The sequence below is a fragment of the Dietzia sp. KRD202 genome, assembly GCF_017168155.1.
Classification (GTDB): Bacteria; Actinomycetota; Actinomycetes; order Mycobacteriales; family Mycobacteriaceae; genus Dietzia; species Dietzia kunjamensis.
The window spans coordinates 23047-47155 of sequence record NZ_JABFAN010000016.1; the positions used below are offsets into that span (position 1 = coordinate 23047).

Consider the following 24109-nt stretch of genomic DNA (forward strand, 5'->3'; position numbering starts at 1 on the left):
CGTGGAGGTCACTGCCGGTCCCGGCGACCGGAAAAAGCCCAGGCCAAACCCGCGAAACCCCTTGTGGCACTAGTGGCACTAGTGCTACTATGGAGACATACCGAGAGGGCAACACCGCCCCCGGAAACCCCAGGAGGACACCATGAGTGATTCGCCCACCAGTCTCGCCGCCCTCGGGCTAGCGCTGTCCGAGGTCGCATCCCTGCTCGCCGACGCTGAAGTGCTGCACGCCCTGACCTCCCACCTGACTGCACGTGAGGTGCTGGTTTTTGCCCGACTGTTCAAGGCTGCCGGGAAGGACGACGCCCACCGCTGCGTGGTTGAGGGCATCATCCATGGCGACGAGGAGGTGCGAGCGGTGGCGACCCCGGAGGTCACCGGCCCCGGTTCGGTTCGCATCGAGTACTTCAACCACTTTGCCGACAGCAGCATCGAGGACGGCCCCTTCCATGTCCGCGAGTTCTCGACCGGAGGACTGCGCAACGCTCTGCGTGAGCTCGGCCTCGAAGTGGACACCGACACGATCGAATGGGCGGCGATCGCACTGCCCGGGCGAATCGTCCTCGACAGCGCACGACGCGACTAGAGCGACACGCAAAATCAACTAGTGGCGCGTGCACCGCACGCGCCACTAGTTGCACTAGGGTCACTAGAGGGAGGAAGCATGAAAATCGTTGCAGTAGCGAACCAGAAGGGCGGAGTCGGAAAGACCTCCGTCGCGCAGTCTTTGTTGCACGCCGCCGCTGCCCGCGGAAAGAAGGCGCTGGGTATCGACCTGGATTCCCAGGGCAACCTGACCCAGCAGCTCACCGCCCGCAACGCGGACGAGTGGTTCGACGTCACCATCGCCGACGTCATGGATCCGTCGACGAACGTGCGCGTCGACGAGGCGGTCGTTCCGACCCGACGAGATGGCATCGACCTCGTGCCCTCGGGCTTGGACGACTACGTCGCAGTAGAGATGACGCTGACCGGGGCGATGATGCGCGAACTGACGCTGCACAAGGCCCTCAGTCAGCTCCCGGACGACGCCTACGACCTCGTCGTGATCGACTGCCCCGCAGCGCTCGGCCTGACCTTGACCAATGCGTTCGCGGCTGTGGACTCGGTCATCATCGTCACCGACCCGTCGTCGGCCGGATTCGTCGGCGTCGGGCGCATCGTCAACACGATCGACACCGCCAACGAGCAGCTCGGACGCGTGCTTGGCCGCGAAATCGACATCGCTGGCATCGTCATCAACGGGCACCGAACCAACGTCAAGACCGAAGAGGCCTTCGTGTCTGAGATCGAGGACTACGCCCGCGACGCGGAGATTCCAGTCCTTGGCCGCCCGCTTCCCAGACTCACCTTCATCCAACGAGCGAACGCTGCCGGGTACGGATTCGACGAGCTCACCGAAATTCGCGCGGTCGAGGTCGCCCGGTTCTTTGACGACATGCTCACGACCATCACGGGAAAGGACTGATCGACCATGGCGGACAAGTTGCCGGAGGGCCCCAAGCCCCCGAACCGCAGGAAGCGATCGGTGTTCAGCGACCTGAGCTCCGTTCCGCACGAAGCCCCATCGCCGGTCGCCGAGGTCGCCTCGGTCGAGGCCGCCAGCCCACAGAAGAGGGGGGCCGGCAAGAAGAAGGGCTGGGACCGCACCGGCCAGGTGTCGGTGGTCCTGGGAAAGGAGCGTCACGAGAGGCTCAAGGACGTGTGGGCTTCCAATGCTCGTGACTACGACGCCATCGCCGATCTCATTCGTGAGGCGATCGACGAAAAGCTCGACAGGTTGGAGAGGTAGAGCTTGTGGCGCACGTGCCACATGCGCCACCATTCGAACAAGTGCCCCTTGTGCCACAAGGGGCACTTTCTTTTGGCGACAAAAAGTAGGCCTAGAAATAGGCCTACCCGTGGCGTATAACCGAGACCATGCCAACTCGAGTCCTTGCGACCAATGAGATGAAGTCCAATCTCGCCGCGCACATCCGCCACGTGGCTGCTGATCCACGGCGCCGCGTGTTCGTCGGTGCGCATCGCAGGGCGGAGGCAGTTCTGGTGTCCACCTACTCGGAGGTGCCGGAACCGGAGCTGCACATGATGGCAGCGCTTTCCGGGCGAGCGCTCGGGTTCGAGCTGGCGTCGGCGAGGAGCGCTGGGCTAGCTCGGCCTGACGTGGGGGAGTACCGCCGACTGCTGGCGGTCCTGGCATCGCGGGGTCGACGACCGGACTGCGTGGGTCTCATCGCGGCTACCGTCAGAGCTGTCGCCGCGCAATCAGGTCTATCAGTCGATTGGGCCGTGCGCGAGGTGGGCGAGCTCATCGGCGACGCACTTGAGCCGGATCTGGACTGGGCAGATCTAGCCCTCGACGTTGAAGACAGCCTGGGGCGAACTGGCGGAATCGGGCAGGAGGGCAAAGCCCATGGATGAGAAGGAATCATCACGGTGCACGTCCCACAACAGGCATTTCCGGGGTCGTAGGGTGAAGCGAAACCGCAGCCGATCGTGGAGGCACCGTTGTCAGAACAGCCGGACCTATTCAGCTTTGGCGACGACGCCCCCGAAGGAGACAACCATGTCAGAGATGACGCGCAGAGCCGTTCAGGCGGCATGGGAGGAGCTCGGTCGGGACCGGGAGTACCCGACTCCAGAAGCGCTGGAGGCCGCGATTCAGGCGGAGGCCGAGAGGCTGGCGGAGATGATCGGAGACGAGACCGAACGGCTCAGGAGCATGGGGATCGCTCAGTTCCGGGCGGACAATCAGGGGAACTTCCCGCCCTACATGGAGACCGTGCAGATCGGCAACCGGGCACGAGCACAGGCCGAGGAAACGATCCTGTGGCAGGAACTGGGGGAAGAGGTGGAACTGGCAGCCGAAGAGGAGGACCAGGAGACCTTCGACGACCAGAGCTGGCGGACCAGCCCGGATCGGTGGCGGACGCACACCGACGTGGTGGGCGACCCGAGTCCCGAGATCGACGTGCAGACGGAGGACGTCTGGCCGGAGCAGACGATCCGCTTCCGAGTGATGGCGGCCTATTTGATGCAGACACGCTACGAGGACGGGCAACCAATACCGGAGACGCCGAACGATCCACTCAGAGCACTGTTTACGGACCTCGTCGAACGGGAGCTGAAGCGACGCGAAAGCGTCCTGTCCGAAGCAAGAGGACTGAGCCAGAACAACTCGACCTAGTCTTCGACGACACCGGAGCGGCGCCGGTCGACCCGGCAACGATCAACGTCCATTCTGAACCTCTGCCGGCGCCCGTGCGTCAATCGGAGGTGGCAGAAGAGCCGGCCAGCCTGGCATTAACCGGCGGCGGTGGGGGAGTGGTCGCCCCCGATGCCGACCAGCGGCCCGAACCCGTCGACTACGCGCCGCCCCGGGACGTCGTCGTCCCGTCCGGCAAGAAGGCCAGAGTCGAGGCGAACATCGCCGCCATTAGATTGCTCCAGACCCTCGACGCCGAGGATCGTTATGCGACCTCAGACGAACAGGCAATCATCGCGCAGTGGTCCGGCTGGGGCGCCGTGCCCGAAGTCTTCGATCCGCGTCGAGCCGATTTCGCCGACGAGCGTGCGGAACTCGAGTCGCTACTCAGCTCAGCCGAGTGGAACCGGGCGCGGCACACCATTCTCAACGCCCACTACACAGACCCGACTGTTGTCGCCGAAACGTGGAGTCTCCTACGACGAGCCGGATTCCAGGGCGGGCTCGTCCTCGAACCCGGCAGCGGCAGTGGAACCTTCATCGGTCACGCCCCGGCCGATGCACAGATGGTGGGCGTGGAGCTCGACACCCTCTCCGCTCGAGTCGCGGCGGCGCTATATCCCAGTGCCCAGGTGCGCAATGAATCGTTCGCCGACACCGCGGTACCCGACAATTCTTTCGTTGCCGCAATCGGAAACGTCCCATTCGGCGACATCAAGCTGTGGGACGACGCCCACAACAGGGGCCAGCACTCCATCCACAACCACTTCATCATCAAATCGCTGGACCTCACCGCCCCCGGCGGTTACGTCGCTCTGCTCACCAGTCGGTACACCGCCGACGCAGCGAGAGCCGACGCTCGCACCGCTATGGCCGATCGAGCTGACCTGATCGGCGCGGTTCGCCTTCCAACCGGCGCCTTCCGCCGGGTCGCAGGCACGGAAGTCGTCACCGATCTGCTGGTGTTCCGCGTCCGCGAACATGGGCAGGAACCTACTGAAACGACCCGCCAGTTCGTTCGCACCAATGACGTCACCGTGCGGACCGATCTCGCCGACGGGGACGCCCCACCGGCCCGACTCACCGTCAATCAGTACTTCCTCGACAACCCCCACCACATCCTCGGCACACTGACCGCTGGCCACGGCATGTATGGGCAGGACGAACTACGCGTCCTGGCTCGCAATGACACTCCGCTCGACAGGCAGATCGCTGACGTCCTCGGCCCCGTGATCGACGCTGCAGTTCTTGACGGTCGCGGCTTGCTCGCCAACCGGGATCTCGTCGTCTACGACTCCTCCCTGGCCACCGATCGGGGCCTCGTCGTTCCCGTCGAGAAGTTCGGCGAAGTCGCTAGCGACACACTGCGCTACAACAGCGATCACAACCTGATCGAGCGCTTCGACGGAACCGAGTGGGTCGACAGCAAGTGCCCCAGGAGCAGGCTCGCCGAGTGGCGTTCCATCCTTGAGCTGCGCGACACCGCGCTTTCCCTCGTACAGATCCAGCGAGACGGGGGAGACCCTGCCGATAAGGCCGCCCTGCGCGCCGCACTCAACGAGCATTACGACGCCTATGTGACCAAGTACGGGTTCCTCAACCGGTTCAGCTGGAAGCAGCCACCGGAAGTCACACAAGACGAGCACGACACCCGCCTCGAGGCCGCTCTAACCACCTGGCTCGACACCGAGGGGCCCATCTCCGGCGCCGAGAACATGCAGGACATCCCGGACGGTGTTCGGTCACGCCTGGACGAAGAAGCCTGGCAGCCCAAATCGGCGGCAACGAAGAGACAACCTCACCTGGCCGGCGCACTGCGCGCCGACCCTCATCTCCAGACCGTCCTAGCCCTCGAGCACTTCGACGAGGAACGGATGGTCGGCCGCAAAGCGGCCATGTTCACCGCCGACGTCCTCGAGCCGGCAACCCCCATCATCGCCGCAGAGACGATCCAGGATGCGCTGGCGGTGAGCATGGACGAAAGCGCCAGCGTCGACGTCGCGCGGATCGCTCAGCTCATGGACGTCGACGCTGGCACCGTCGAGCAACAGCTCCAGGCCGAGGCGCTGGCGTTCCGCTCCACTGAAGACCCCGGAACGTGGATCCCGCGCAGCCGCTACCTGGCCGGCAACGTGCGCGTAAAGCTCGCCGAGGCGAACGCCGCCGCAGCACGCGATGACCGATACCGCTCGAACGTGGCCGCCCTGCGCGAGGCCATCCCCGCCCGCATCGAGGACGGGATCCGCGCCCGGCTCGGAGTGACCTGGGTCAGCCCCGACGACTATGAACAGTTCATCGCGGACACCTTCCGCATCGACAAGGACTCCGTGACGGTCAGCTACGTCAACAACGAGTGGGTCATCGAGGGCAGCTCCTGGTACGACGGCTACCAGACCGACGCCCTCGCCTACGGTCTCGTGCCCCAGAAGGGCCGCTACTCTCGGTCCTACAACTTCGTGGGGACCGACCGCGAGCAAGCCCTGGCCAATCAGGGCGTCTCCCTCGGCCGCGACCGCTCGGGTAGCTTCGACCACTGGCAGGTTCTCGACTGCCTGATGAACTCTCGGCCCATCACGGTCAACCGCTCCAAGGAGTACAAGGAAGCCGTCCCCGGCGGAGACATCCACGCCGGCGCCACACGAGCGGCCAAGCAACGGGCCGAACGCCTCCAGCAGGCATTCGCCGACTGGGCGCTCAATGGCGATCCCGAGCGACGCGAACGCCTCCTCACCGAGTACAACTGGCGGTTCAACGCCACCGTCGCCCCCAGCTACGACGGCTCACACCGAACCTTCCCCGGGCTGGGAAAGACCTTCAATCCCTACCCCTACCAGCGGAACGCCGTCGAGCGCATCGTCAACGAACCGACCGTGTTGCTCAACCACGTCGTCGGTGCTGGCAAGACCGGCACCATGCTGATGGGAGCGATGGAGCTGCGGCGTCTAGGACTAGTCCGCCAGCCGTGGATCGTGGTGCCCAACCACATCGTGGACCAGGTCGCCCGTGAGGCCGCTCAGTGGTACCCGGCCGCCAACGTCCTGTCCGGTGCCGGCCGCACCACCGCAGAAGGCCGACAAAAGCTCGTCGCCCAGTCCGCAGCGCAGGACTGGGACATCGTGATCGTCCCGCTTTCGGCGTTCACCCGCATGAAGACCTCGGCTCAAACCCGCGCCAGCTTCATCAGTAACCAGATCGACGCCATGCGCTCGGCACTCCTCGAGGCCAAGGACGGCAACCAGAGCGCGGCGACGATGAAGCAGATCGAGAACGCGATAGCCAAGGCGCAGATCAATCTCGACAAGGCGATGGACGCCACCCGCAAAGACGAAGGCCTGACCTTCGAGCAATCGGGCTGCGACTACTTGTTCATCGACGAAGCCCACCTTTACAAGAATCTCGCCCGCACCTCCGGCGTGCAGGAACTGAGCCACCCGGGGTCCGATCAGGCGATGGACCTCAAGCTCAAGCTCGACTACCTGCGCGATCGCAAACGGCAAGAAGCCTCAGCGGCAGGCGTTCCCGACGATGCGTACGTCGAGCGGGTCGCCTGTTTCGCGACCGGAACTCCGGTCGCGAACTCCCTCGCCGAGCTCTTCGTCATGCAGACCTACCTCCGCCCCGACCTGCTTGAACACGCAGGAGTCGACAGCATTGACGCGTGGGGCCAGAACTTCACCGACACCACAGAGACTGTCGAACTCAACGCGTCGGGCACGAAGCTGCGCTCGGTCACCCGAGTCGGCCAGTTCGCCAACGTCGGTGACCTGGTCGGCATGGTCAGCCAGTTCACCGACGCCGTCACCCGCGATCAGGTGCCGGTGAATCTGCCCGCAAAGCGCTCCGGAAGCAACATCGTCGTGGACTTCGAGCCCAGCCAGGAGGTCAAGGACTTCATCCAGGATCTTGGCCACCGCGCGGACACTCTCGACCCCCGCCGGATGGATCTCGACAACGCCCTCAAGATCGCCAACGACGGCCGCAACGTCTCCCTCGACCCGCGCAGCGCCCACCTGGCCCCGCCCTCCGAGGGGGGCCGGGCACGCGAGGTCGCCACCCGCATCCTGGCCGAGTGGGAGTCGACCCGAGACCGCGCCTACCTCGACGACTTCGGGGAGCCTTCCGACGTCCGCGGCGGCCTGCAGATCGTGTTCTGTGATCGGTCCGTGCCCAAAAATGATGGGCGCTGGAACATCTACGCCGCCATCAAGGCCGAGCTGGTCGCCGGCGGGATGCCGGCCGAGCAGATCGCCTTCGTGCACGATCATCCCAAGCCCGAAGACAAAGCCGCGCTCTACAAGGCCTGCCGCGCCGGCCGAATCAGCGTGCTCATGGGTTCCACGGAGAAAATGGGCACCGGCACGAACGTGCAGACACGAGCGGTCGCCCTTCACCACGTCGATGTGCCGTGGCGACCCGCCGACCTCGAACAGCGCGAGGGCCGCATCATTCGACAGGGCAACCAGAACCCAGAGGTAGCCGTCTACAACTATGTCGCCACCGCGACCTACGACACCGCGATGTGGCAGACACTCAACCGCAAGGCCGCATTCCTCGAGCAGCTCTACGCCGCGGATCGCTCCATCCGCAGCATCGAGGACCTATCGGCCGACAACTTGGCCGAGTCGACCGCCCTGGTCAAGGCCATCGCCACCGGCGATGACCGATACCTGCGGCGAGTGGAACTCGAGCGAGACATAGAAGCACTCGACGCACGACGCGAGAGCCACCTGTCAGAGGTCAGATCCCGCCGCGAGGAGATCGCGGCGCTGACTCGCTCCATCCCTAACGAGGAAAAGCGACTCGAGCAGCTCGCCACCGTCGCCCCGGAACTTAAGGCCTGGGCCGAGAAGGAGACCAAGGATTACACCATCGGCCGCACGTCGTTCAGCGTCCGAAAGGACGCCTCGGATCGTCTGCTGGAGGCGCTTCGTGAGGCGTACGTTCAACTGCGCGGAGCAGGCCCCAATGAATCCGCACACGTCGCCACGTTCGCAGGGGTGCCGCTACACGTCACCCGCGTGATGGAACACGACATGGTCATCCTTCGCTTCGGCGACCTCCCACTGACCGGCGTGAGCATCACTCAAGAGCAGCTCTGGCCACAACGGGACGACTCCCGATTCGGAGTCTGGGGCGCAGGCAGCACCGAGGCGCTGGACGTGGAGGCCGACGAAGCGAAGTCCAGCCGAGCTGCGATGGCCAACGGCGTGATGACTCGCATCGAGAACGCGATCGGCAGGGCGCCTGGCCAGGTCGACGCCGCTAGAGCTGAGCTCGACACCGACCGAAAGCGGCTCGACGAACTGCACAACACCCCAGAGGAGCCCTTCCCGGACGCCGCGAAACTCCAGCTGATGAAGACCGAGCTAGCCAGTATCAACGACGACCTCGCCGCATACGAGAACTCCGACGCCGCCCAGCTGGCCCAGACAGAACTGGACCAGCGACTCGCGGCCAAGGGCCGCAGTCCCGGCTGGTCACTGATGCTCAACCCGACTCCGGCACTGGTGGAAGAACTCGGCTTCGACACCGCGGACGAGGTGCGCGAGATGATGCGCCAGCGCGAGATCGAAGCCCTGGAAGCGTGGGCGTCGCTGCCGGGCGCAACCCAGAACACCGCCCCGACTCGGGCCGTGGACTACGACGACCTGCGCGGCAAAATCATGGATCACGCCGACGCCATCGAACGGGCGGCCGAGGAAAGCGATCTGGCCCTGGACTCGGCGATGGACAACTATCGCCGCTTCGCCGAAGACCTGATCCGACAGGGCGGACCAGCCCAGGACATCGGCCGGCGGCTCATCGACGTAGGAGATCAGATCGGCGAAACGGGAAACCCCCGGCCGCTCGACGACCTCACCCGCGACCTCAAACCACGCAGTGCCGGCGCCGAGCAGGCCCCCGTCGACAATGACTTCACGACCTCCTACCTCGAGCACCGCGCCCAAGCCCCGGATCTCGACCCGCTATCGGAATGGCAGAACCCAAGCTCGCCCAGCGGGCCGGAGCTCGGACACGACCCTGACGCCTAAGCCGCCCCGCCGGGTGGAGTAGCTAGTTGGTGGGGGTCCCTTTCCCTGCTCCCGCCAGTCTTGGTGCTCCGCTGCCGGCGTCAAGGTCGGCACCCTTCGGGTGCGCCGGCTCCACCGACAAGCCCCGGACGCGCTCGCTGCGCTCGCTTATTTCGCCCGGACCTTCTCGGCTCCGCCGCCGTGCCCTCTCTTGACCCCGTCCGCTCCACACCAATCGGGCCGGTATCAGGGAAAGGGGCACCATGCGTGGAGGTCACTGCCGGTCCCGGCGACCGGAAAAAGCCCAGGCCAAACCCGCGAAACCCCTTGTGGCACTAGTGGCACTAGTGCTACTATGGAGACATACCGAGAGGGCAACACCGCCCCCGGAAACCCCAGGAGGACACCATGACCGCCAAGCCCGGCACCCTGCTCGACGCCTTCACTCTGGAGACCGATCGCGGCCCGATCGAGGCGGAGATCCGCCTCATGCACGCAGAGGACGGCACCGAGATGCTGTGGCACTACGAGAACGATCACCTCGGCTTCGTGCACCCCGCCCGCCGCTGCGCCCGGTGCAACGAGATCATCACCGCCGCTGCCGCCGGAGGCTGCTGCATCGCCTGCGTCGACGGCCTCGTCATCGGCCACGACTAGACCCCGCTACCGGCCCGCCCCGCGGGCCGGTAGTCCGGCCACCACTCACCACCCCGAGAGGGCACCACGCCCCCGGAAACCCCAGGAGGACACCATGACCACGAACCACGCGCCCGCCACGGTCCGAGCCCTGCCCCGCACAGAACCGGCAACAGCCCCCGCGCCTGCACACCCGATCACTCGCAACGGGCTGCTCGAACCCGCCGAAGGCCAGGTCCAGGCCGCGTACGACGAACTCGCCCGCCACCACGTCGACACGCTCACCGCCCGCGAATGGCTCACCGACCTCGTCGCCAACGTCGGCGTCCGCCGCATGGAAGCCGAGGCCGCAGCCACGCCCGCAGCGCCGAAGCCCGAGCCGATCGGCGACGACGGATTCACCCCGACCCGCCAGGAATGGGCAGAACTGCACCGGATGCTCACCATTGCCCTGGCCATCGTCAACGGTCGCCGAGGCCGCCTACGCGACCTATTCGACACCCAACTCGCCACCGCCGCCGGACGCGCCAGCATCAACGTCGCCGCCGAGCGAGTCGCCGCCGCGCGACTAGCCTCCACCGTGACCATCCGCCGACAGCAGGCCCAGGCGATCCGCGAGCCCAAGCGGACCGTCTTCTACGTCCCCGCCATCATCACCTGGGATACCCGTTACCGCGCCCTGGCTGCCACCATCGTCCGTGACAGCCACGGCCACTACCGATTCACCGGGTTCACCATCCTGTGAGCCCCAGAGTCAGCCGAGAGGCCCGCCCCAAGGGGCGGGCCTCTCCGGTATTCCACATCCCCCAACCATCCACAGACGACCCCAGCCGAGCGCCCCGAGAACACCCGGCCCCGCCACCAGCCTGGCAGCCTCAACGCCATGACCGACCCTCTGCATGGCACCCTCGCCGACGTCACGGCCCGCGCACTACGCCTAGCCCGAGCAGGCGACCACCGAGCACGACCCGCACGAATCAACGGCAACACCGCCATCCTGACCCCACACCGCACCGAAAGCGGCCACCTCGACACCGCCGACCTCGCCGCCCAGGCCTACGCCCTCGCCCTCGGACTGTCCTCCGACGACGGCCACTACACCGACGGCTACTTCACCGCCGACGGCCTCGGACACTACGTACCGGCACCAGACAGCGACGATCAACCGCACCCGCAAGACAGCGAAAAACACCATGTACCCGGCCTGAAGCGGTGGTTCTAGCCCCAGCTCCCGCGTGCAACACCGCCCAGCTCCTACCGCACCTCCATCCCAACCCCGCACCCAATCACCACTCCCAGTGGGGCAGCCCGGTGAACAGCCCTCTTTCCCTGCCACGCCGATGATTGGTGCTCCACTCCCGGCGTCAAGGTCGGCACCCTCCGGGTGCGCCGGCTCCACCGACAAGCCCCGGACGCGCTCGCTGCGCTCGCTTATTTCGCCCGGACCTTCTCGCCTCCGCCGCCGTTCCCTCTCTTGACCCCGTCCGCTCCACACCATTTTCGGCAGGTGTCAGGGAAAGGGGGACCATGCGCGATCGGCACTACGCCGACGGCGAGATCGCCAATAACCCCAGGCCAAACCCGCTAAACCCCTTGTGCCACTAGTGGCGCTAGTGCTACTATGGAGGCATACCGAGAGGGCAACACCGCCCCCGGAAACCCCAGGAGGACACCATGAGCATCGTCGTCTACACCAGGCCGGCCTGCGTCCAGTGCGACAGCACCATCCGCGCCCTCGATGCCGCCGGCATCGTCTACACCACCGTCGACCTCACCACCGACCACGACGCCCGCGACTACGTGATGAACACCCTCGGCTACAGCTCCGCACCGATCATTGAGGTCGACGGCGACGACCACTGGTCCGGATTCCGCCCCGACCGCATCAAGGCCCTGGCGTCCGCACACCCCCGCTGCCCCGAGCGCACCCAGTTCCTCGTCGACGTGCTCAGCACCGCCGTCGAGACCGGCATCAGCTACTGGGCCGAGACGATCCACGTCGAGAACCACACCGGGACCACCCCCGAGGGAGACAACCTCGATCCGCTCGGCTCCGGCGGCGACTGCTACGCCGCCCTCATCCGCGAGGGCGAGACCGGGACCGAATACAAGGTCACTCTCGAGACCATCGCACGCGGCGCCACCAAGCTCGCCGCGACCAGCATCAACAACGACCTGGTCAACGACTTCCGCGAGGCCAACCGCACCAACGGCCACCGGGGCGACATCGACGCCGCCAACGCCGACATGGCCCTGCAAATGGGCGTCTTCGGCGACGTCATCTACGGCTGACGCTCCCCAGCCAACAGCCGCCCGCCCATCGCCGAGAGGCAGACGGGCACCCAGGAAGGACACCCGGAATGCACGCTCTCGACCACACCGACCTGCACTACCTCCGCAGGACCATGTCCCTGCACGGCCTCGGCCGACTCGCCGCCTCCCCCGAGACCCAGATCCCGCACATCGTCGCCAGCCAGTCCTCCGGATACGGCTCAGATCTCGCCTTCGAGTACCGCGCCAAGGGGCTATCCGTCTGGACCGGGCGAACGCTTCCCTCCACCGCGGCCCCAGACCGCCACATCACCTGGAACCAGATCCGCCGCCACATCAGCCGCTACACCACCGACGAGTTCATCACCGCGTTTCGCAAGACCGACAAAGCATGGTGCCATGCCAAGGCCGGCGACCAGACCCCCGGCGTCCTACACCAGACCACCGACAGCGAACGCGACCAGATCGCCGACCTGGAGGCACAGCTGCGACTCCTGGCCGCTCCCATCTGGGAACCCGCCACCACGATCGAAGCCGAACCCCAACAGCTCGACCTCTTCGCATAACCACCAGCACCCACCCCGCACAGGCAGGACAGACAATGGCCACCATGACCGCCGAGGACCCGCAGGCCACCGCCGACCCGGTCGACGTCGACGACCTCGCCGCCACCGACGACGCCCCCACCGTCCCCGAGCTCGACCCCGAAGCCGCCCTGCTCTGCGCCCTGCTGCACACCACCGACACCACCGAGGCCCGCCACATCACCGCGCACCTCCTCGAGTCCGACTTCCTCAACACCCGCTACGGCCAGCTGTACGCCGTCATCGCCGAGCTGATCGCCGCAGACGAGCCCCACCACCCGACCCGCGTCCTGGCCGCCCTGACCAGCGCCGGACGCATGGCCGGCCACCACGGCCGACTCCTGGCCGACGCCCTCCAGACCGTCACCCTGCTCGGAACCCCCGCCGTCGGGCTGACCACCCTCGCCGCCGACGTCCTCGACGCCGCCTACCGCCGCCGCTTCGCCGCCACCGCCCACACCCTCACCCGCGCCAGCGCCGAGGCCCCCACCGCCGACCTGTTCGAGATTCTCCTCGCCCAAGGCCGCGCCATGCGCACCGAGACCCGCCGCCGCGCCTCACTCACCGCAGGCCCGACCGCCGCCCAATAGCAGTCGGCGACCGACACCACCCAGAAGGGAAGACCAGATGCCCGTGCAGGCCCAGCTCGAGTGCCAGGTGAGCGACGCCCTGGCAGCACTCGGAGCCACGATCGACCCCGGCACCGTCTCCGACGCCGTCGACCTCTACCTATGCAAACACGAGCGGTCGACCGGCCAGCCCGTCGACCGGGACGCCATCGGTGCGACCGTCTCCGCCGAGACGATCGAGGCTGCGACCTCATGGCTGCTGACCCTCGACGCGCCGCCCCAGTCGCACCCGGCAGGGGCGACACCCGTACAGCTCTAACGCCAGGCACGATGACGACCATGTACCTCATCGGGACCGGGCCGAGCGAGCTGCACGCCCACATCGACCTCGACCGCCGCAGGCGCGCCCTCGACGGGGCCGAGGCATCCGTGGTGTCGACCGCCCACGAGGGCGGGCACTGGTCGGTCGTCGCCGAGATCCGACCCGACACAGCGGGGGAGGGGCCATGACACCAGACGAGGCCCGCTCACTCGGCCGCGCCATCCGCGCCGTCCGCCTCGAGCGCGGACTGTCCCAGCTCAAGCTCGCCGTCGCCGTCGGCGTGAAATCCCCCTGGATCAGCGCCTGGGAGCGCGGACAATCCAAGCCCACCGCCCACGGCCCGGCCGCGACGCCCAGCGCACTCAGCAAAGACCAGCTCGCAGCACTCGCCGACGCCCTGGACTGCACCGTCGGCGACATCGCCGACCGGGCGGCGCTGTCGGCCAGCACCCGCCTCATGTTCGGACTCGAGCCACTCGGCGCGGCTCGCACCGTGATTGGTGGCCAGGAGTACGACCTCACCGACGCCGAGGCCGACAAAGCAGCCGCGTTCGTCGCAGGTCTCATCGCCGCCCGCGACCTGCACTGACCGCCGGTGTCGGAGGCCCCGGCTACGGTGCCGGCGTGGACGAGCTGGTGGACCGAATCCGACACGCGGCCGACCAGACAGGCGAGGCGCACTTCCTCGAGCTGCTGCGCTGGCACCGCGTCGTCGCCGGCCTCGGCGAACCCGACTGGGGCGCCCGCGGCGCCTACCGGATCGCCATAGCACATGTCGGAGTTATAGCACTCGATGATCCCTCCTACTTCCTCGTCCTGGCGGCGCGGAGCCCGTTGAGGATCACTATCACCTCGGCGATCTCGTGCACGAGCACCACCGCTGCGAGGCCGAGTACGCCGAACAGGGCCAGCGGCAGCAGCGCGGTAATGATCAGCAGGGACAGGATGATGTTCTGGTTGATGATGTGCCTGCCGCGGCGGGCGTGGTCGAACGCGCGCGGGAGGAGTCGCAGGTCGTGGCCGGTGAAGGCGACGTCGGCGGACTCGATCGCGGCGTCGGAGCCGGTCGCGCCCATGGCGATGCCGATGTCCGCGGCGGCCAGGGCGGGGGCGTCGTTGATGCCGTCGCCGATCATCGCGACCGAGCCGTGCCTGCTCAGCTCGCTGATGGCGGCGGCCTTGTCCTCGGGACGCAGCTCCGCGCGCACGTTTTCGATCCCTGCCTGCGCGGCCAGCGCGCGGGCGGTGCGGGCGTTGTCGCCGGTGAGCATGGTCACCCCGACGCCCTGGGCCGCGAGGGTGCGCACGACCTCGGGAACCTCGGGGCGCAGCTCGTCACGGACCCCGATCGCGGCGACCGGGACCCCGTCGCGGTGCACGATCACGACGGTCATGCCCTGCTCCTCCAGTCCCGCGACCTGGTCCTTAAGCGTCCCCGCGTCCAGCCAGCGAGGGCTGCCGACGGTGACCCGGGCCCCGTCGAGGGTGCCTTCGATGCCGTGCCCGGCCTGCTCGGTGACCTCCAGGGCGGCGGGAGCTCCGGGCGAGGCGGCGGTGATCGCGGCGGCCAGCGGGTGGGTGCTGTGCTGCTCCAGCGACGCCGCCCACGCCAACGCCTGCGCCTCGTCCACGCCGTCCGTGGTGAGCACGGCGGTGACGGCGGGCTCGTTGCGGGTGAGGGTGCCGGTCTTGTCGACGGCGACGTGGCGGATCACGCCGAACCGTTCGAAGACCGCGCCGGACTTGATGATCACGCCGAATCTGCTCGCCGAGCCGATCGCGGCGACGACGGTCAGCGGGACCGAGATCGCCAGCGCGCACGGCGACGCGGCGACGAGCACCACGAGGGCGCGGGTGATCCACAGCTCGGGGTCGCCCAGCAGCGAGCCGATGACCGCGACAAGAGCGGCGAGGATCAGCACGCCAGGCACGAGCGGCCGGGCGATGCGGTCGGCCAGGCGGGCGCGGTCGCCCTTCTCGGCCTGCGCCTGCTCGACCAGCTCCACGATCGTGGTCAGCGAGTTGTCCGTGCCCGCCGCGGTCGTCTCGACCTCCAGGGCACCGGCGGTGTTGATCGCCCCGGCCGACACCGCGTCGCCGGGCTCGACCTCGACCGGGATCGACTCGCCGGTGATCGCGGAGGTGTCCAGGCTCGACCGGCCCGTGCGGACGATGCCGTCGGTCGCGATCCGCTCACCGGGGCGCACCAGCATGAGCAGCCCGACCTGGAGGTCCTTCGCGGCGACCTCCGCGGGCGCGCCGTCCCGCCGGATGGTCGCGGTCTCCGGGACGAGCTTGAGGAGAGCCCTCAGCCCGCCGCGGGCGCGGTCCATGGCCTTGTCCTCCAGCGCTTCGGCGATGGAGTACAGGAACGCCAAGGCGGCGGCCTCCTCGACGTAGCCGAGAATCACCGCGCCGACCGCGCTGATCGTCATCAGCAGGCCGATGCCCAGCTTGCCCTTGAACAGCTTGCGGATCGCGCCGGGCGTGAACGTCGACGCGCCCAGCAGCAGGCCGATCCAGAACGCCACCAGCGCCGGGACCTCTGCCCCTGTCCATTCCAGGACCAGGCCCGTGCCGAAGGCGACGCCGGAGAGCACCGGGACCATGATCCCGCGGTCACGCCACCACGGACGCTCCCGCTCCTCCTCGGCCTCCTCGCCGACCCGGGTCTCCGGCTCGTCGCAGCCGCACGCCGCGCTCACGCGCCCGCTCCCGTCCCGCAGCAGCCCGGCACAGTGCACTCGGCGTCCACGCACGGCGCGTGCTCGTCCACGGCCAGCATCACGTCCACCAGCGCCGTGAGCGCCGCCGCGAGGTGCGGGTCGGCGATCTCGTAGCGCGTCTGCCGACCCTCGGGCTCGGCGACCACGATCCCGCAGTCGCGCAGGCACGTCAGGTGGTTCGACACGTTCGAGCGCGTCAGCTCCAGCTCGCGCGAGAGCACGGCCGGGTAGCTCGGCCCGTCCAGCAGGGTCATCAGGATCCGGGAGCGCGTCGGGTCCGCCATGGCCCGGCCCAGCCGGTTCATGACGTCGAGGCGAGAAGCAATAGTCAGCATGCACTGAACTATACAGTAGTGGCTGACCTATTGTCACTCTGGGGAGTTCTGCCGCACGCGCTCCGCGCGCTTGCCCTCGGGAGCTGGGGTCACCTCCGCCAGCGGGGCCATGACGGCATCCCGCGGCCCTTCCACGTCTCCGCGAGGCCGACGACCCAGCGGGCGGAGGCGAAGAGGGCCCGATCGTCACGGAGTGGCGAATCCGCAGCGCTCGCCGGCCATCGCCGACGGCCCTCAGGCGACTACAAATCGCGGGGGCGTTCGGCAAGCTCAATGAGCCCTGGATCGTGGCGGTCCAGGGTGCGCACGTTGTTGACCGCCCGGGACACCGGACGGGTCCGCAGGGTCGACGCGACCGTGCGGGACTCGACGTCGAGCAGGTCGAGCAGATCGCCGGCCTGGTCCTTGTTGATCTTCTCCGGGTCCAGCCAGGTATCCCACGCGGCCGGGGTGAGAAAGACCGGCATCCGGTCGTGGACCTCGCCGGCCGCATCCTCCCCAGTGCGGGTGATGATCGTGAACGTCGTCCGCCACTCGGTGTCCTCGCCCTCCCGGTGGAACGCGAGCAGGCCAGCAGCGAGCAGGAGCTCGTCGTCCGGGCCGTGGACGTAGCTCGGGTTCTTGACCGTCTTGCCAGCCTCGACGGCTTCCTGCCACTCGAAATACCCGGTCATCGGCACAAGGGCACGTGCCGAGGCGAATGAAGAGCGGAACATCCCGTTCGTCACCACACCCTCGAGGCGAGCGTTGATAGGCCGCGGACCCCGCTCTTTCGCCCACGACGGACGCAGCCCCCACGTGGGCAAGAACGTCTCACGCACCCGCTGATCGTCGGCCAGGCGATCCCGCACCACCGGAGCCCGCGTGCGAGGGGCCACCGAATAGGCCGGCGACCACTCAAAACCCGGTTCAACGCCGTCCAGCGCGAGGACGTCGACCAGATCTGCGCCGGATACGGCTACCGAGTACCGACCACACATGCGGGAGACAGTAGCAAGCGAGAGCGAGATCGGACGCTGACCTGCACAATTGACGGAACGCGACTTATCGGCGCTTTGGACCTGGCGGCGGTTAGCTACAAGGAGCGCGGAAACGAGACCGGCCAGGGGTTAACGCCTGTCGTCGGTTGCCTCAGCCATTCGCTCCGATCACCTGCGAACGGTCAAATAAGAGGGTGGCATCCCCGTTGGCCCCAGTTGAGCTGCCCGAAGTCGGTCGGGACGAGTCGCTTTCCGGTGAAGTTGGCGTTGAGTTCGGGATCAAGGACGCCGTCGAACTCCCACACGACTTGACTCTTGCCATCCGCCGGGTCGAGGGCAACCCAGCTATGGGCCCGGTACACCGCACGAACGACATCATGAGCCACGACGAAGATCGGCAAATCAGGGGTGGACCGGAGGTCAGCCCTAACTGACCAGGCGCGGCGGGCTGCCTCATAGATCGTATCCGGGTCGTCGGTGGCGCCGGCGCCATTGACCTTGAGGACGAGACTGGGTCTCGGCAGCTCCGGAGCTGGCTCAGCGCCAAGCTGAAGTGCGATCTCCTCGGCTCGGGTGTCGGGGTGGTTGAACCCGGTAAAGGCGGGATCCCGGCAGCGGCCTATCTGCCGTCGATGTCGGAGTACGCGATCTGGCGCAGGCCGTGCCAGGCCGATGTCGTAGTGCTTCATGTGGACGCCGGGATAAGCGTTGCAATCAGTGGCCAGAAGCCGTGGTCACCGGCGAGTAGGCGTTCTCCCGCAAGACCGCCAGCTCGCCAGCACGTGGCGTGTCTGAGCCGGCCGCCGCCGGCGGCGAAGAAGCCCGGGACGAGCGGATAACGTGCAGGGCTGCGCACGGTGGGCAACAGACGGGCTGCGAGCCTCGGTGCCGCCGGTTACTCCAGCGTCCGACCGGCGCCGTCCGTCAACCGAGCACCGACCCTAGGTCAGGCCTGGCGTGGCCGGGTCACGATGTGGAGGACGCGGACGGTCTCGTCGCCCACGGCTTCCCACTTGGAGCGGATGCGGGCGGGGTAGAAAATCGTGTCTCGCGGCTTCAGGCGATGGATGGTGTCGCCCTCGATGATGACGTTGAGCTGTCCCTCGATGAGGTAGGTGGCCGCTGGTGAGGGGTAGTCGAACCACTCATTGTTGTTCTGGTCCTTGGTGAACTCCATCTCGGAGATCTCGAAGGAGTGCTGTTCGGAGCCGCCGACCAATCGAACCGGGACACTGGACTGCTCAGTGCCGGCGACGATGCGGCCCTCCTCGGCTCGGATGACGGTCGCGCCAGGCTGCGGGGCGACGGCTGGGAGGAGGTCGCCGGGGGTGATGTTCAGGGCGGTGGCGATCCGGTAGAGGCTCAGCATGGAGGGTGAGGCGTTGCCGCTCTCGATCTTGCTGAGGAAGGGCTGCTTCATGCCGGCGGCGTCGGCGAGCTCGCGCATCAGGAGACCGCGCTCGGTTCGCCAGTACTTCACGCGCTCGCCGACGGCCTGAGCAACGGCGTCGGAGACGGCTTCCTCGGATTCCATGAGAACGAACTCCCGGGCTCGGGCGGGGACGACGGGCGACGGTGCCTGCAACATCGACTTCTCTCTACGGACTGCGGTGCCCAGCGGGCGTCAGAAGTCTACCGACCTGTCTCACTGCCACGGTGCGCGCGAGGGCTCTGGCGTCGTTGACAGAGGCCTCGCCCGCACCGTGGGCTGACTCAGGCGGACTTGTTGATCCGGAAGACGTTCTTCTCGGGGTCGAGCAGCACCGCCTGCCAGGCGTCGTAGTAGGTCCGGAAAGGTTCCTTGCGGTAGGTCGCGCCCGCTGCGACGGCGGCTGCGGCGAGGGTGTCGACGGCCTCCTCGGAGTCGACCTCGAAGGTCCAGAACGACGGCGCGGAGGCCGACAGGTCGCTCTCGGGCAGGTTGAGCAGCTCGTAGGCGACGGGGGTGTTGAAGCCGAGGATGGTTCCTCCGAGCTGGAGGGCCCGGAAGTAGTCGCCCTCGAGGTAGGTGACGTGGTCCAGGCCGAAGAGCTCGGCGTAGAAGTTGGAGACCTCGTCGACGTCTTGGCAGACCAGGGTCACGAACGAGAGCGCGACACCGGCCTTGGTGTCGGGGTTGGCGTCGGGGACTGTCTCGGTGTTCACGTCGGTGCTCACTTCACGGTCGCCTGGATGGCGCGCTGACGCAGGTACTCCCCGGCCAGGACGGCGTCGTAAGTGGTGCCGCTGCCGATCGGGGCGGGCATCGTCTCAACGATGGCGTCGACGTTGGCGTCGCAGAACTGGATCAAGGAGATCAGCTCCTCGGCCGGCCGAGACTCCTGCGGTGGCAGGACGCGGTGGCGGGTGGAGCGCCACCGGTCGCCGGTCCAGCGGGCGAGGAGGTCGCCGATGTTGACCAGCAGGGTTCCCTCGACGAAGGGCGCGTCGAGCCACTCGCCGTCGTCGCTGAGCTGGACCTGGAAGCCGCCGTAGCCGGGCTGGCGGTCCAGGAGGGTGAAGATGCTCCAGTCGGTGTGCGCGCCGACGCGGAACTGGCCGGGCTTGGGGACGCCGGTCTCCTCCAGGGAGGGGTAGCGGTTGATGTTGAGGGTCCGGGTGCCGTTGGCGCAGCGCTCGATGAACCACTCGCGGCCGAGCCCGAGGGCCTCGCCGCACATGCGAAGCAGCTCGTCGTAGAGCCCGTACATGGCCTCCATGTAGGTGGTGGCGAGGAGCTCGAGCTCGGGCACCTCGTCGGGCCACACGTTCGGGGCGAAGGCGGTGCTGTCGAGAGTGGGGTTGCCCGTGGCGTACGGGCGGCCCATCGTCAGGCTCTCCTTCATGTCGGGGGTGGCCTTGTCAGCCTCCTCGCCGGCGAAGGAGTTCGCCTCCTTCCCGCTGGGCAGCCAGCCGCGGCCACCGACGGTGGTCTCATAGCGAGCCTTGGTCTCTCGCGGCAGGGAGAAGAAGGCCTTGGCGGCGCTGCGGAGGTCGGCCGCGAGCTGCGGGTCGACGTCGTGGTTGGCGAGCATGAGGAAGCCGGAGTCACGCAGGGCCTGGTCGACCTTCGCGGCGGCGGCGGCCTGGACGCCGGCGTCGCCGGTGCGCCAGTCGGCGAGGTCGATCAGGGGGATGACGTCGGTCAGTGTGTTCGACATGGGCTGGGTCTCTTTCCGGGTGGGCGTGGGCTGGGTTCAGGCGTTCTGGGCGGCGAGGACGCGGGCGGCCTCGCGGACGGCGGCGGTGTTGGCCTTGCCGTACTGGGAGCCGTTGAGCTTGGCGGCGATGTGGTCCTTGACCAGGATGGGCTCGTAGGCCAGTCCGCCGTCGGCGTCGAGACGGCTGGGCAGGGTGGAGATGGTGGCGTCGATGTTGCCGTCGTGGAAGAAGGCCACCGACCGGCGGCGCTGGATGGTGCCGTCGATGACCGGGGGCTTCACGCGGTGCAGGGTGGAGAGCCACTGGTCGTTGGTGAGGCGGGCGGTGAGGTCGCCGAGGTTGACCAGGAGCGCTCCCTCGATGGGCTGGACGTCGTGCCAGGTGCCGTCCTTGGCGAGGACCTGGAGGCCGGCGACCTGGTCGGCCCACAGCACAGTGACGATTCCGAAGTCGGTGTGCTCGCCCATCCCGGTCAGGTCGCCGTCCAGGGAGACGTCGGTGCCCTCGGGGAGGGCGTAGTTGTTCATCCGGAGCACGTCGACGGAGTGGTCGGTGAGGTAGTCGAAGAAGCCGGAGTCCTCGCCCAGGGCGTCGGCGAAGATGGTGGTGAGCGTGCGCGCGACGCGTGCGGCGTGGTCGTAGTAGGCCTCGACCTTGGTGCGGAACCCGTCGACGTTGGGCCAGGTGTTGACGCCGTAGTCGTCGTCGGAAAGGTCGAGGCGGTCGAACCAGCCGGCCTCGGCGCCGACGTTGAAGGCCTCGAAGAAGTCGTTCATGCGGGTCGCGGACTCGACTCCCAGGCTGAGGCTGAGCGACTCGCTCTTGGGCGGGCTGTAGCCACGGTTGCCCGGCACGACGTAGTCCTTCTTCTCCTCCAGGGGGAGGACGAAGAAGTCGTCGACCGCCTCCTTGAGGCCGGTGACGACGGAGTCGGGGACCTGGTGGCCGAGGATCTGGATGAATCCCACGGCGGCGCAGGCCTTGTCCATGGCGCGGGCGACGGCGGCACGCTCTTCGGCGGTGCCGGCGCTGGTGTAGGCCGAGATGTCCACGACGGGGACCTCGAAGGCGGGGGTGTTCATGTGCTCCTCCATTTCAGTTCGGTAGTCGCAAGTCTTGTCGGAATGTGTATTCATCAAGGGAATGTAGAGTTACGTTTCTGTGACACCGGACGTCGTCTCTTCGGCGCGTGTCTGGCTCAACTGGCTGCGTAGGTGCGACGCAGCATTTCGGCGAGGTGGTCGCCGGTCGTGATGCCCGGGCCGGGCTGCTCGTTCTCGTCGAGGACCGTAGGGACTGCGGTGACGACGTAGTCGTAGTCGAGGTCGAAGAACGTCGGCACCGAGTATCGGCGGACACCGGTGGTGTTGAGCACGCGGTGGGTGTTGGACAGGTAGAGCCCGTTGGTGAGCTTCGGGACGAGGTCACCGAGGTTGACCACGAAGGTGCCGGGGATGTGTGGGGCCCGGACCCACTCGCCATCGGCGTTGAGGACCTCCAGTCCGCCGACCTCGTCCTGGTACAACATGGTGATCAGGCCCCAGTCGGTGTGAGCGCCGGCGCCGAGCTCGTTCCCCTCGCCGACGCCGTCCTGCGGGGGGTAGTGCAGCAGGCGGGTGGTGATGACGTGGTCCTGGAAGCCTTCGTCGAAGTAGTCCTCGTCGAGCTCGAGGGACAGCGCAACCAAACGGACCAGGTGCTGCCCGAGGACCGCCATGCGGTCGCGGTAGGCCTCAAGCGTGGCACGGAGCTCTGGCATGGCCGAGGGCCAAAGGTTCGGACCGTGGTTGACCAGACCCCGCTGGACCTTGGGGTGTTCCGCCGGGAGGTCCCGTCCGATCTGGAAGCCTTCCTTATTGTCGGGCCGGGAGCCGGCGTCCGTTCCTTTGGGGTACAGCCCACGAAACGGCGGTGGCCGATCATTTGCCGCATCAGTCCCTACGGTAGATCCTGGGCTTGACGAGCAGTAATGATGAGACAGTGCCGTACTTTTGACCTGCACACTTGACGGAATCTGACATTATCGGCACTTAGCGGGGCTTGGGAGCCGCGAGGTGGTTTTTGTTGCACCTACATGCCCACGCTCGAGGCGGCTCCTCATCGACGGGGTGGTGTTGACCTGTCGTTGTAGGGGTTATTCGGCGGCGTCACCGGTTCCTTGGTCTTCGGCGATGCGATTAGTTAGTTCGATCGTGGCGAGGAACAACCAAAACACCCAGTCAAGATAGAAGTCGTCGTAGTCAGACTTCTGTTTTCCATCCTGATGTCTGATGTTGAATTCATTCGCGATTCGAAACAGCTCGTTGCGGTCCTTATTCGGAAGTGCGTCTTTGAGGATGTTGTTGCGCCGCTCCTCGAGGACGAGTGCTAACGCCATAATGGCGGAGCGCTTCTGGTGGCGGTCGGCCTGTCTGCTCCTGAACAGAGTGATCGCATGACGAACTTGTTCATCGGCAGTGCTGCCGTCGCGTTGAACGACTGCCTCTGTTAGGTCGGTGCGGCCTTCGTCAGTGGTGTAGACCAGCCTGCCGGCGTCTTCTCCTTCGTCAGCTAGTCGCAACCCACTGGCGCCGCGGGCGAGGAGCTTGTTCACTCGCCATCGGTACACCTCTCTACCTGTGAAAACGTCGAAGCTAGAACGGTGCCAACCGCAGTCGCAGAAGCTGTGATAATGACCCGGACTGCGTGGACGTGCGACTTGATCGTGCAGGAACTCGATCACGGAATACATCAAGTCCTCGTCTTCGGCGAGTCGATCTGCGTTGAGGGGCCATAAATCCTCTTGGTGAAGCCAGCGCTCGAGGATTTGTGAGGGATGATTGCCGCGTTGGTCGTCGACGCAATCCACGCCGAAGCGTTTGTCGAAGTACCCGGTCTCATCGAGTTCTTGAACGATGCGGACATACTCACGAGCTGTTGCCTTCGTAGAATCCAGGCGGTTTCTGGACGCAGATTGAGCGCCGAGTCGACGTTCCATCCAGTAGGCACGTGGGATGGGATCTTCGCTCAGCTTGCTGGCGTTAGCGATCAGTTGGCGCAGGTAGCGTTGCTGTGCAGTAAGAGAGGACGGACTCTGCGCATGCGGTTCTGCTAGTCCCCATCCGTCAGTTGGTGAGGTTCGTTGAGCGGCTTCTCTGGATAGGTCTCGAAGATCGGCTGCAGGACCAGTCTCCCAGCCACCCTCGAAAGCATCTGCCAACAGCAACTCGCACCGATCATTCCAATCGGACCGCGACCGTTCGTTGAGCAGTGCGGTTGCTTCCCGGATGAAAAGGCTGCGAGGCCACACTAACTGGAAATCAGGTTCCCTCAGGAGCGAATCCATCGGT

Annotated in this window: 24 protein-coding genes and 1 pseudogene; 15 read left to right on the top strand and 10 right to left on the bottom strand. The window is 66.7% G+C overall.

The window, feature by feature from the left end; translation table 11 throughout:
• Nucleotides 1-142: 142 nt before the first annotated feature.
• From J1M64_RS10760 to J1M64_RS10830, 15 genes and pseudogenes are all read left to right on the top strand, one after another.
• Complete coding sequence (locus J1M64_RS10760) at nt 143-586, top strand: hypothetical protein (protein WP_182643615.1); 444 nt, start codon at nt 143-145, stop codon at nt 584-586.
• 78 nt (nt 587-664) lie between these two features.
• Nucleotides 665-1468 (top strand): ParA family protein, encoded by an 804-nt coding sequence (locus J1M64_RS10765; RefSeq protein ID WP_083961564.1) that lies wholly within the window; start codon nt 665-667, stop codon nt 1466-1468.
• Between the two features lie 6 nt (nt 1469-1474).
• Nucleotides 1475-1792 carry a hypothetical protein gene (locus J1M64_RS10770; RefSeq protein WP_206474188.1) on the top strand — a complete coding sequence of 106 codons (318 nt, stop codon included), beginning with the start codon at nt 1475-1477 and terminating at the stop codon, nt 1790-1792.
• A gap of 128 nt (nt 1793-1920) precedes the next feature.
• The gene (locus J1M64_RS10775) at nt 1921-2421 is read left to right on the top strand and encodes a hypothetical protein (protein ID WP_206474189.1); all 501 of its coding nucleotides are present in this window, start codon (nt 1921-1923) and stop codon (nt 2419-2421) included.
• Between the two features lie 145 nt (nt 2422-2566).
• Nucleotides 2567-3187 (top strand): hypothetical protein, encoded by a 621-nt coding sequence (locus J1M64_RS10780; protein ID WP_131886279.1) that lies wholly within the window; start codon nt 2567-2569, stop codon nt 3185-3187.
• A gap of 89 nt (nt 3188-3276) precedes the next feature.
• Nucleotides 3277-9237: a DEAD/DEAH box helicase family protein gene (locus tag J1M64_RS20380; protein ID WP_206474190.1), complete on the top strand. Its 5961-nt coding sequence runs from the start codon at nt 3277-3279 to the stop codon at nt 9235-9237.
• Between the two features lie 387 nt (nt 9238-9624).
• The gene (locus J1M64_RS10790; RefSeq protein WP_206474191.1) at nt 9625-9873 is read left to right on the top strand and encodes a hypothetical protein; all 249 of its coding nucleotides are present in this window, start codon (nt 9625-9627) and stop codon (nt 9871-9873) included.
• Nucleotides 9874-9967: 94 nt separating this feature from the next.
• On the top strand, nt 9968-10597 hold the full coding sequence (locus J1M64_RS10795) for a hypothetical protein (protein WP_206474192.1): 630 nt from the start codon (nt 9968-9970) through the stop codon (nt 10595-10597).
• Nucleotides 10598-10735: 138 nt separating this feature from the next.
• Nucleotides 10736-11074 (top strand): hypothetical protein, encoded by a 339-nt coding sequence (locus J1M64_RS10800; protein WP_206474193.1) that lies wholly within the window; start codon nt 10736-10738, stop codon nt 11072-11074.
• A gap of 452 nt (nt 11075-11526) precedes the next feature.
• Nucleotides 11527-11754 (top strand): annotated as a pseudogene (nrdH, locus tag J1M64_RS19860) (glutaredoxin-like protein NrdH); the annotation flags it as partial.
• 458 nt (nt 11755-12212) lie between these two features.
• Nucleotides 12213-12689, top strand: a complete 477-nt coding sequence (locus J1M64_RS10810) for a hypothetical protein (RefSeq protein WP_206474195.1) — start codon at nt 12213-12215, stop codon at nt 12687-12689.
• Nucleotides 12690-12724: 35 nt separating this feature from the next.
• A complete protein-coding gene (locus J1M64_RS20205) occupies nt 12725-13297 on the top strand; it encodes a DnaB-like helicase N-terminal domain-containing protein (RefSeq protein WP_206474196.1) in 573 nt (190 codons plus the stop codon).
• A gap of 37 nt (nt 13298-13334) precedes the next feature.
• A complete protein-coding gene (locus tag J1M64_RS10820; RefSeq protein ID WP_206474197.1) occupies nt 13335-13595 on the top strand; it encodes a hypothetical protein in 261 nt (86 codons plus the stop codon).
• An 11-nt stretch (nt 13596-13606) separates the two neighbouring features.
• The gene (locus J1M64_RS10825; protein ID WP_206474198.1) at nt 13607-13786 is read left to right on the top strand and encodes a hypothetical protein; all 180 of its coding nucleotides are present in this window, start codon (nt 13607-13609) and stop codon (nt 13784-13786) included.
• Complete coding sequence (locus tag J1M64_RS10830; protein ID WP_206474199.1) at nt 13783-14187, top strand: helix-turn-helix domain-containing protein; 405 nt, start codon at nt 13783-13785, stop codon at nt 14185-14187. Before J1M64_RS10825 ends, J1M64_RS10830 begins: the two co-directional genes overlap by 4 nt.
• A 214-nt stretch (nt 14188-14401) precedes the next feature.
• On the opposite strand, the gene J1M64_RS10835 is transcribed toward J1M64_RS10830, so the two are convergent.
• The 10 genes from J1M64_RS10835 to J1M64_RS10880 all read right to left on the bottom strand — a co-directional run bounded on the left by J1M64_RS10835 (nt 14402) and on the right by J1M64_RS10880 (nt 24105).
• A complete protein-coding gene (locus J1M64_RS10835) occupies nt 14402-16303 on the bottom strand; it encodes a cation-translocating P-type ATPase (protein ID WP_031265396.1) in 1902 nt (633 codons plus the stop codon).
• Nucleotides 16300-16659, bottom strand: coding sequence for a helix-turn-helix transcriptional regulator (locus tag J1M64_RS10840; protein WP_206474200.1), 360 nt, complete (start codon nt 16657-16659; stop codon nt 16300-16302). The genes J1M64_RS10835 and J1M64_RS10840 overlap by 4 nt, the downstream gene beginning before the upstream one ends.
• 242 nt (nt 16660-16901) lie before the next feature.
• The gene (locus J1M64_RS10845) at nt 16902-17639 is read right to left on the bottom strand and encodes an SOS response-associated peptidase (protein ID WP_182638482.1); all 738 of its coding nucleotides are present in this window, start codon (nt 17637-17639) and stop codon (nt 16902-16904) included.
• Nucleotides 17640-17821: 182 nt separating this feature from the next.
• Nucleotides 17822-18328, bottom strand: a complete 507-nt coding sequence (locus J1M64_RS10850) for a hypothetical protein (protein WP_182642468.1) — start codon at nt 18326-18328, stop codon at nt 17822-17824.
• 257 nt (nt 18329-18585) lie between these two features.
• Nucleotides 18586-19227: a helix-turn-helix domain-containing protein gene (locus J1M64_RS10855; RefSeq protein ID WP_071934950.1), complete on the bottom strand. Its 642-nt coding sequence runs from the start codon at nt 19225-19227 to the stop codon at nt 18586-18588.
• A 125-nt stretch (nt 19228-19352) separates the two neighbouring features.
• Nucleotides 19353-19796, bottom strand: a complete 444-nt coding sequence (locus J1M64_RS10860; protein WP_017835882.1) for a VOC family protein — start codon at nt 19794-19796, stop codon at nt 19353-19355.
• On the bottom strand, nt 19793-20779 hold the full coding sequence (locus tag J1M64_RS10865; protein WP_017835881.1) for an isopenicillin N synthase family oxygenase: 987 nt from the start codon (nt 20777-20779) through the stop codon (nt 19793-19795). The genes J1M64_RS10860 and J1M64_RS10865 overlap by 4 nt, the downstream gene beginning before the upstream one ends.
• A gap of 36 nt (nt 20780-20815) precedes the next feature.
• Nucleotides 20816-21862, bottom strand: a complete 1047-nt coding sequence (locus J1M64_RS10870; protein ID WP_132064280.1) for an isopenicillin N synthase family oxygenase — start codon at nt 21860-21862, stop codon at nt 20816-20818.
• Between the two features lie 116 nt (nt 21863-21978).
• Nucleotides 21979-22539, bottom strand: coding sequence for an isopenicillin N synthase family oxygenase (locus J1M64_RS10875; protein ID WP_017835879.1), 561 nt, complete (start codon nt 22537-22539; stop codon nt 21979-21981).
• A 375-nt stretch (nt 22540-22914) separates the two neighbouring features.
• Complete coding sequence (locus tag J1M64_RS10880) at nt 22915-24105, bottom strand: hypothetical protein (protein ID WP_206474201.1); 1191 nt, start codon at nt 24103-24105, stop codon at nt 22915-22917.
• Nucleotides 24106-24109: the final 4 nt, after the last annotated feature.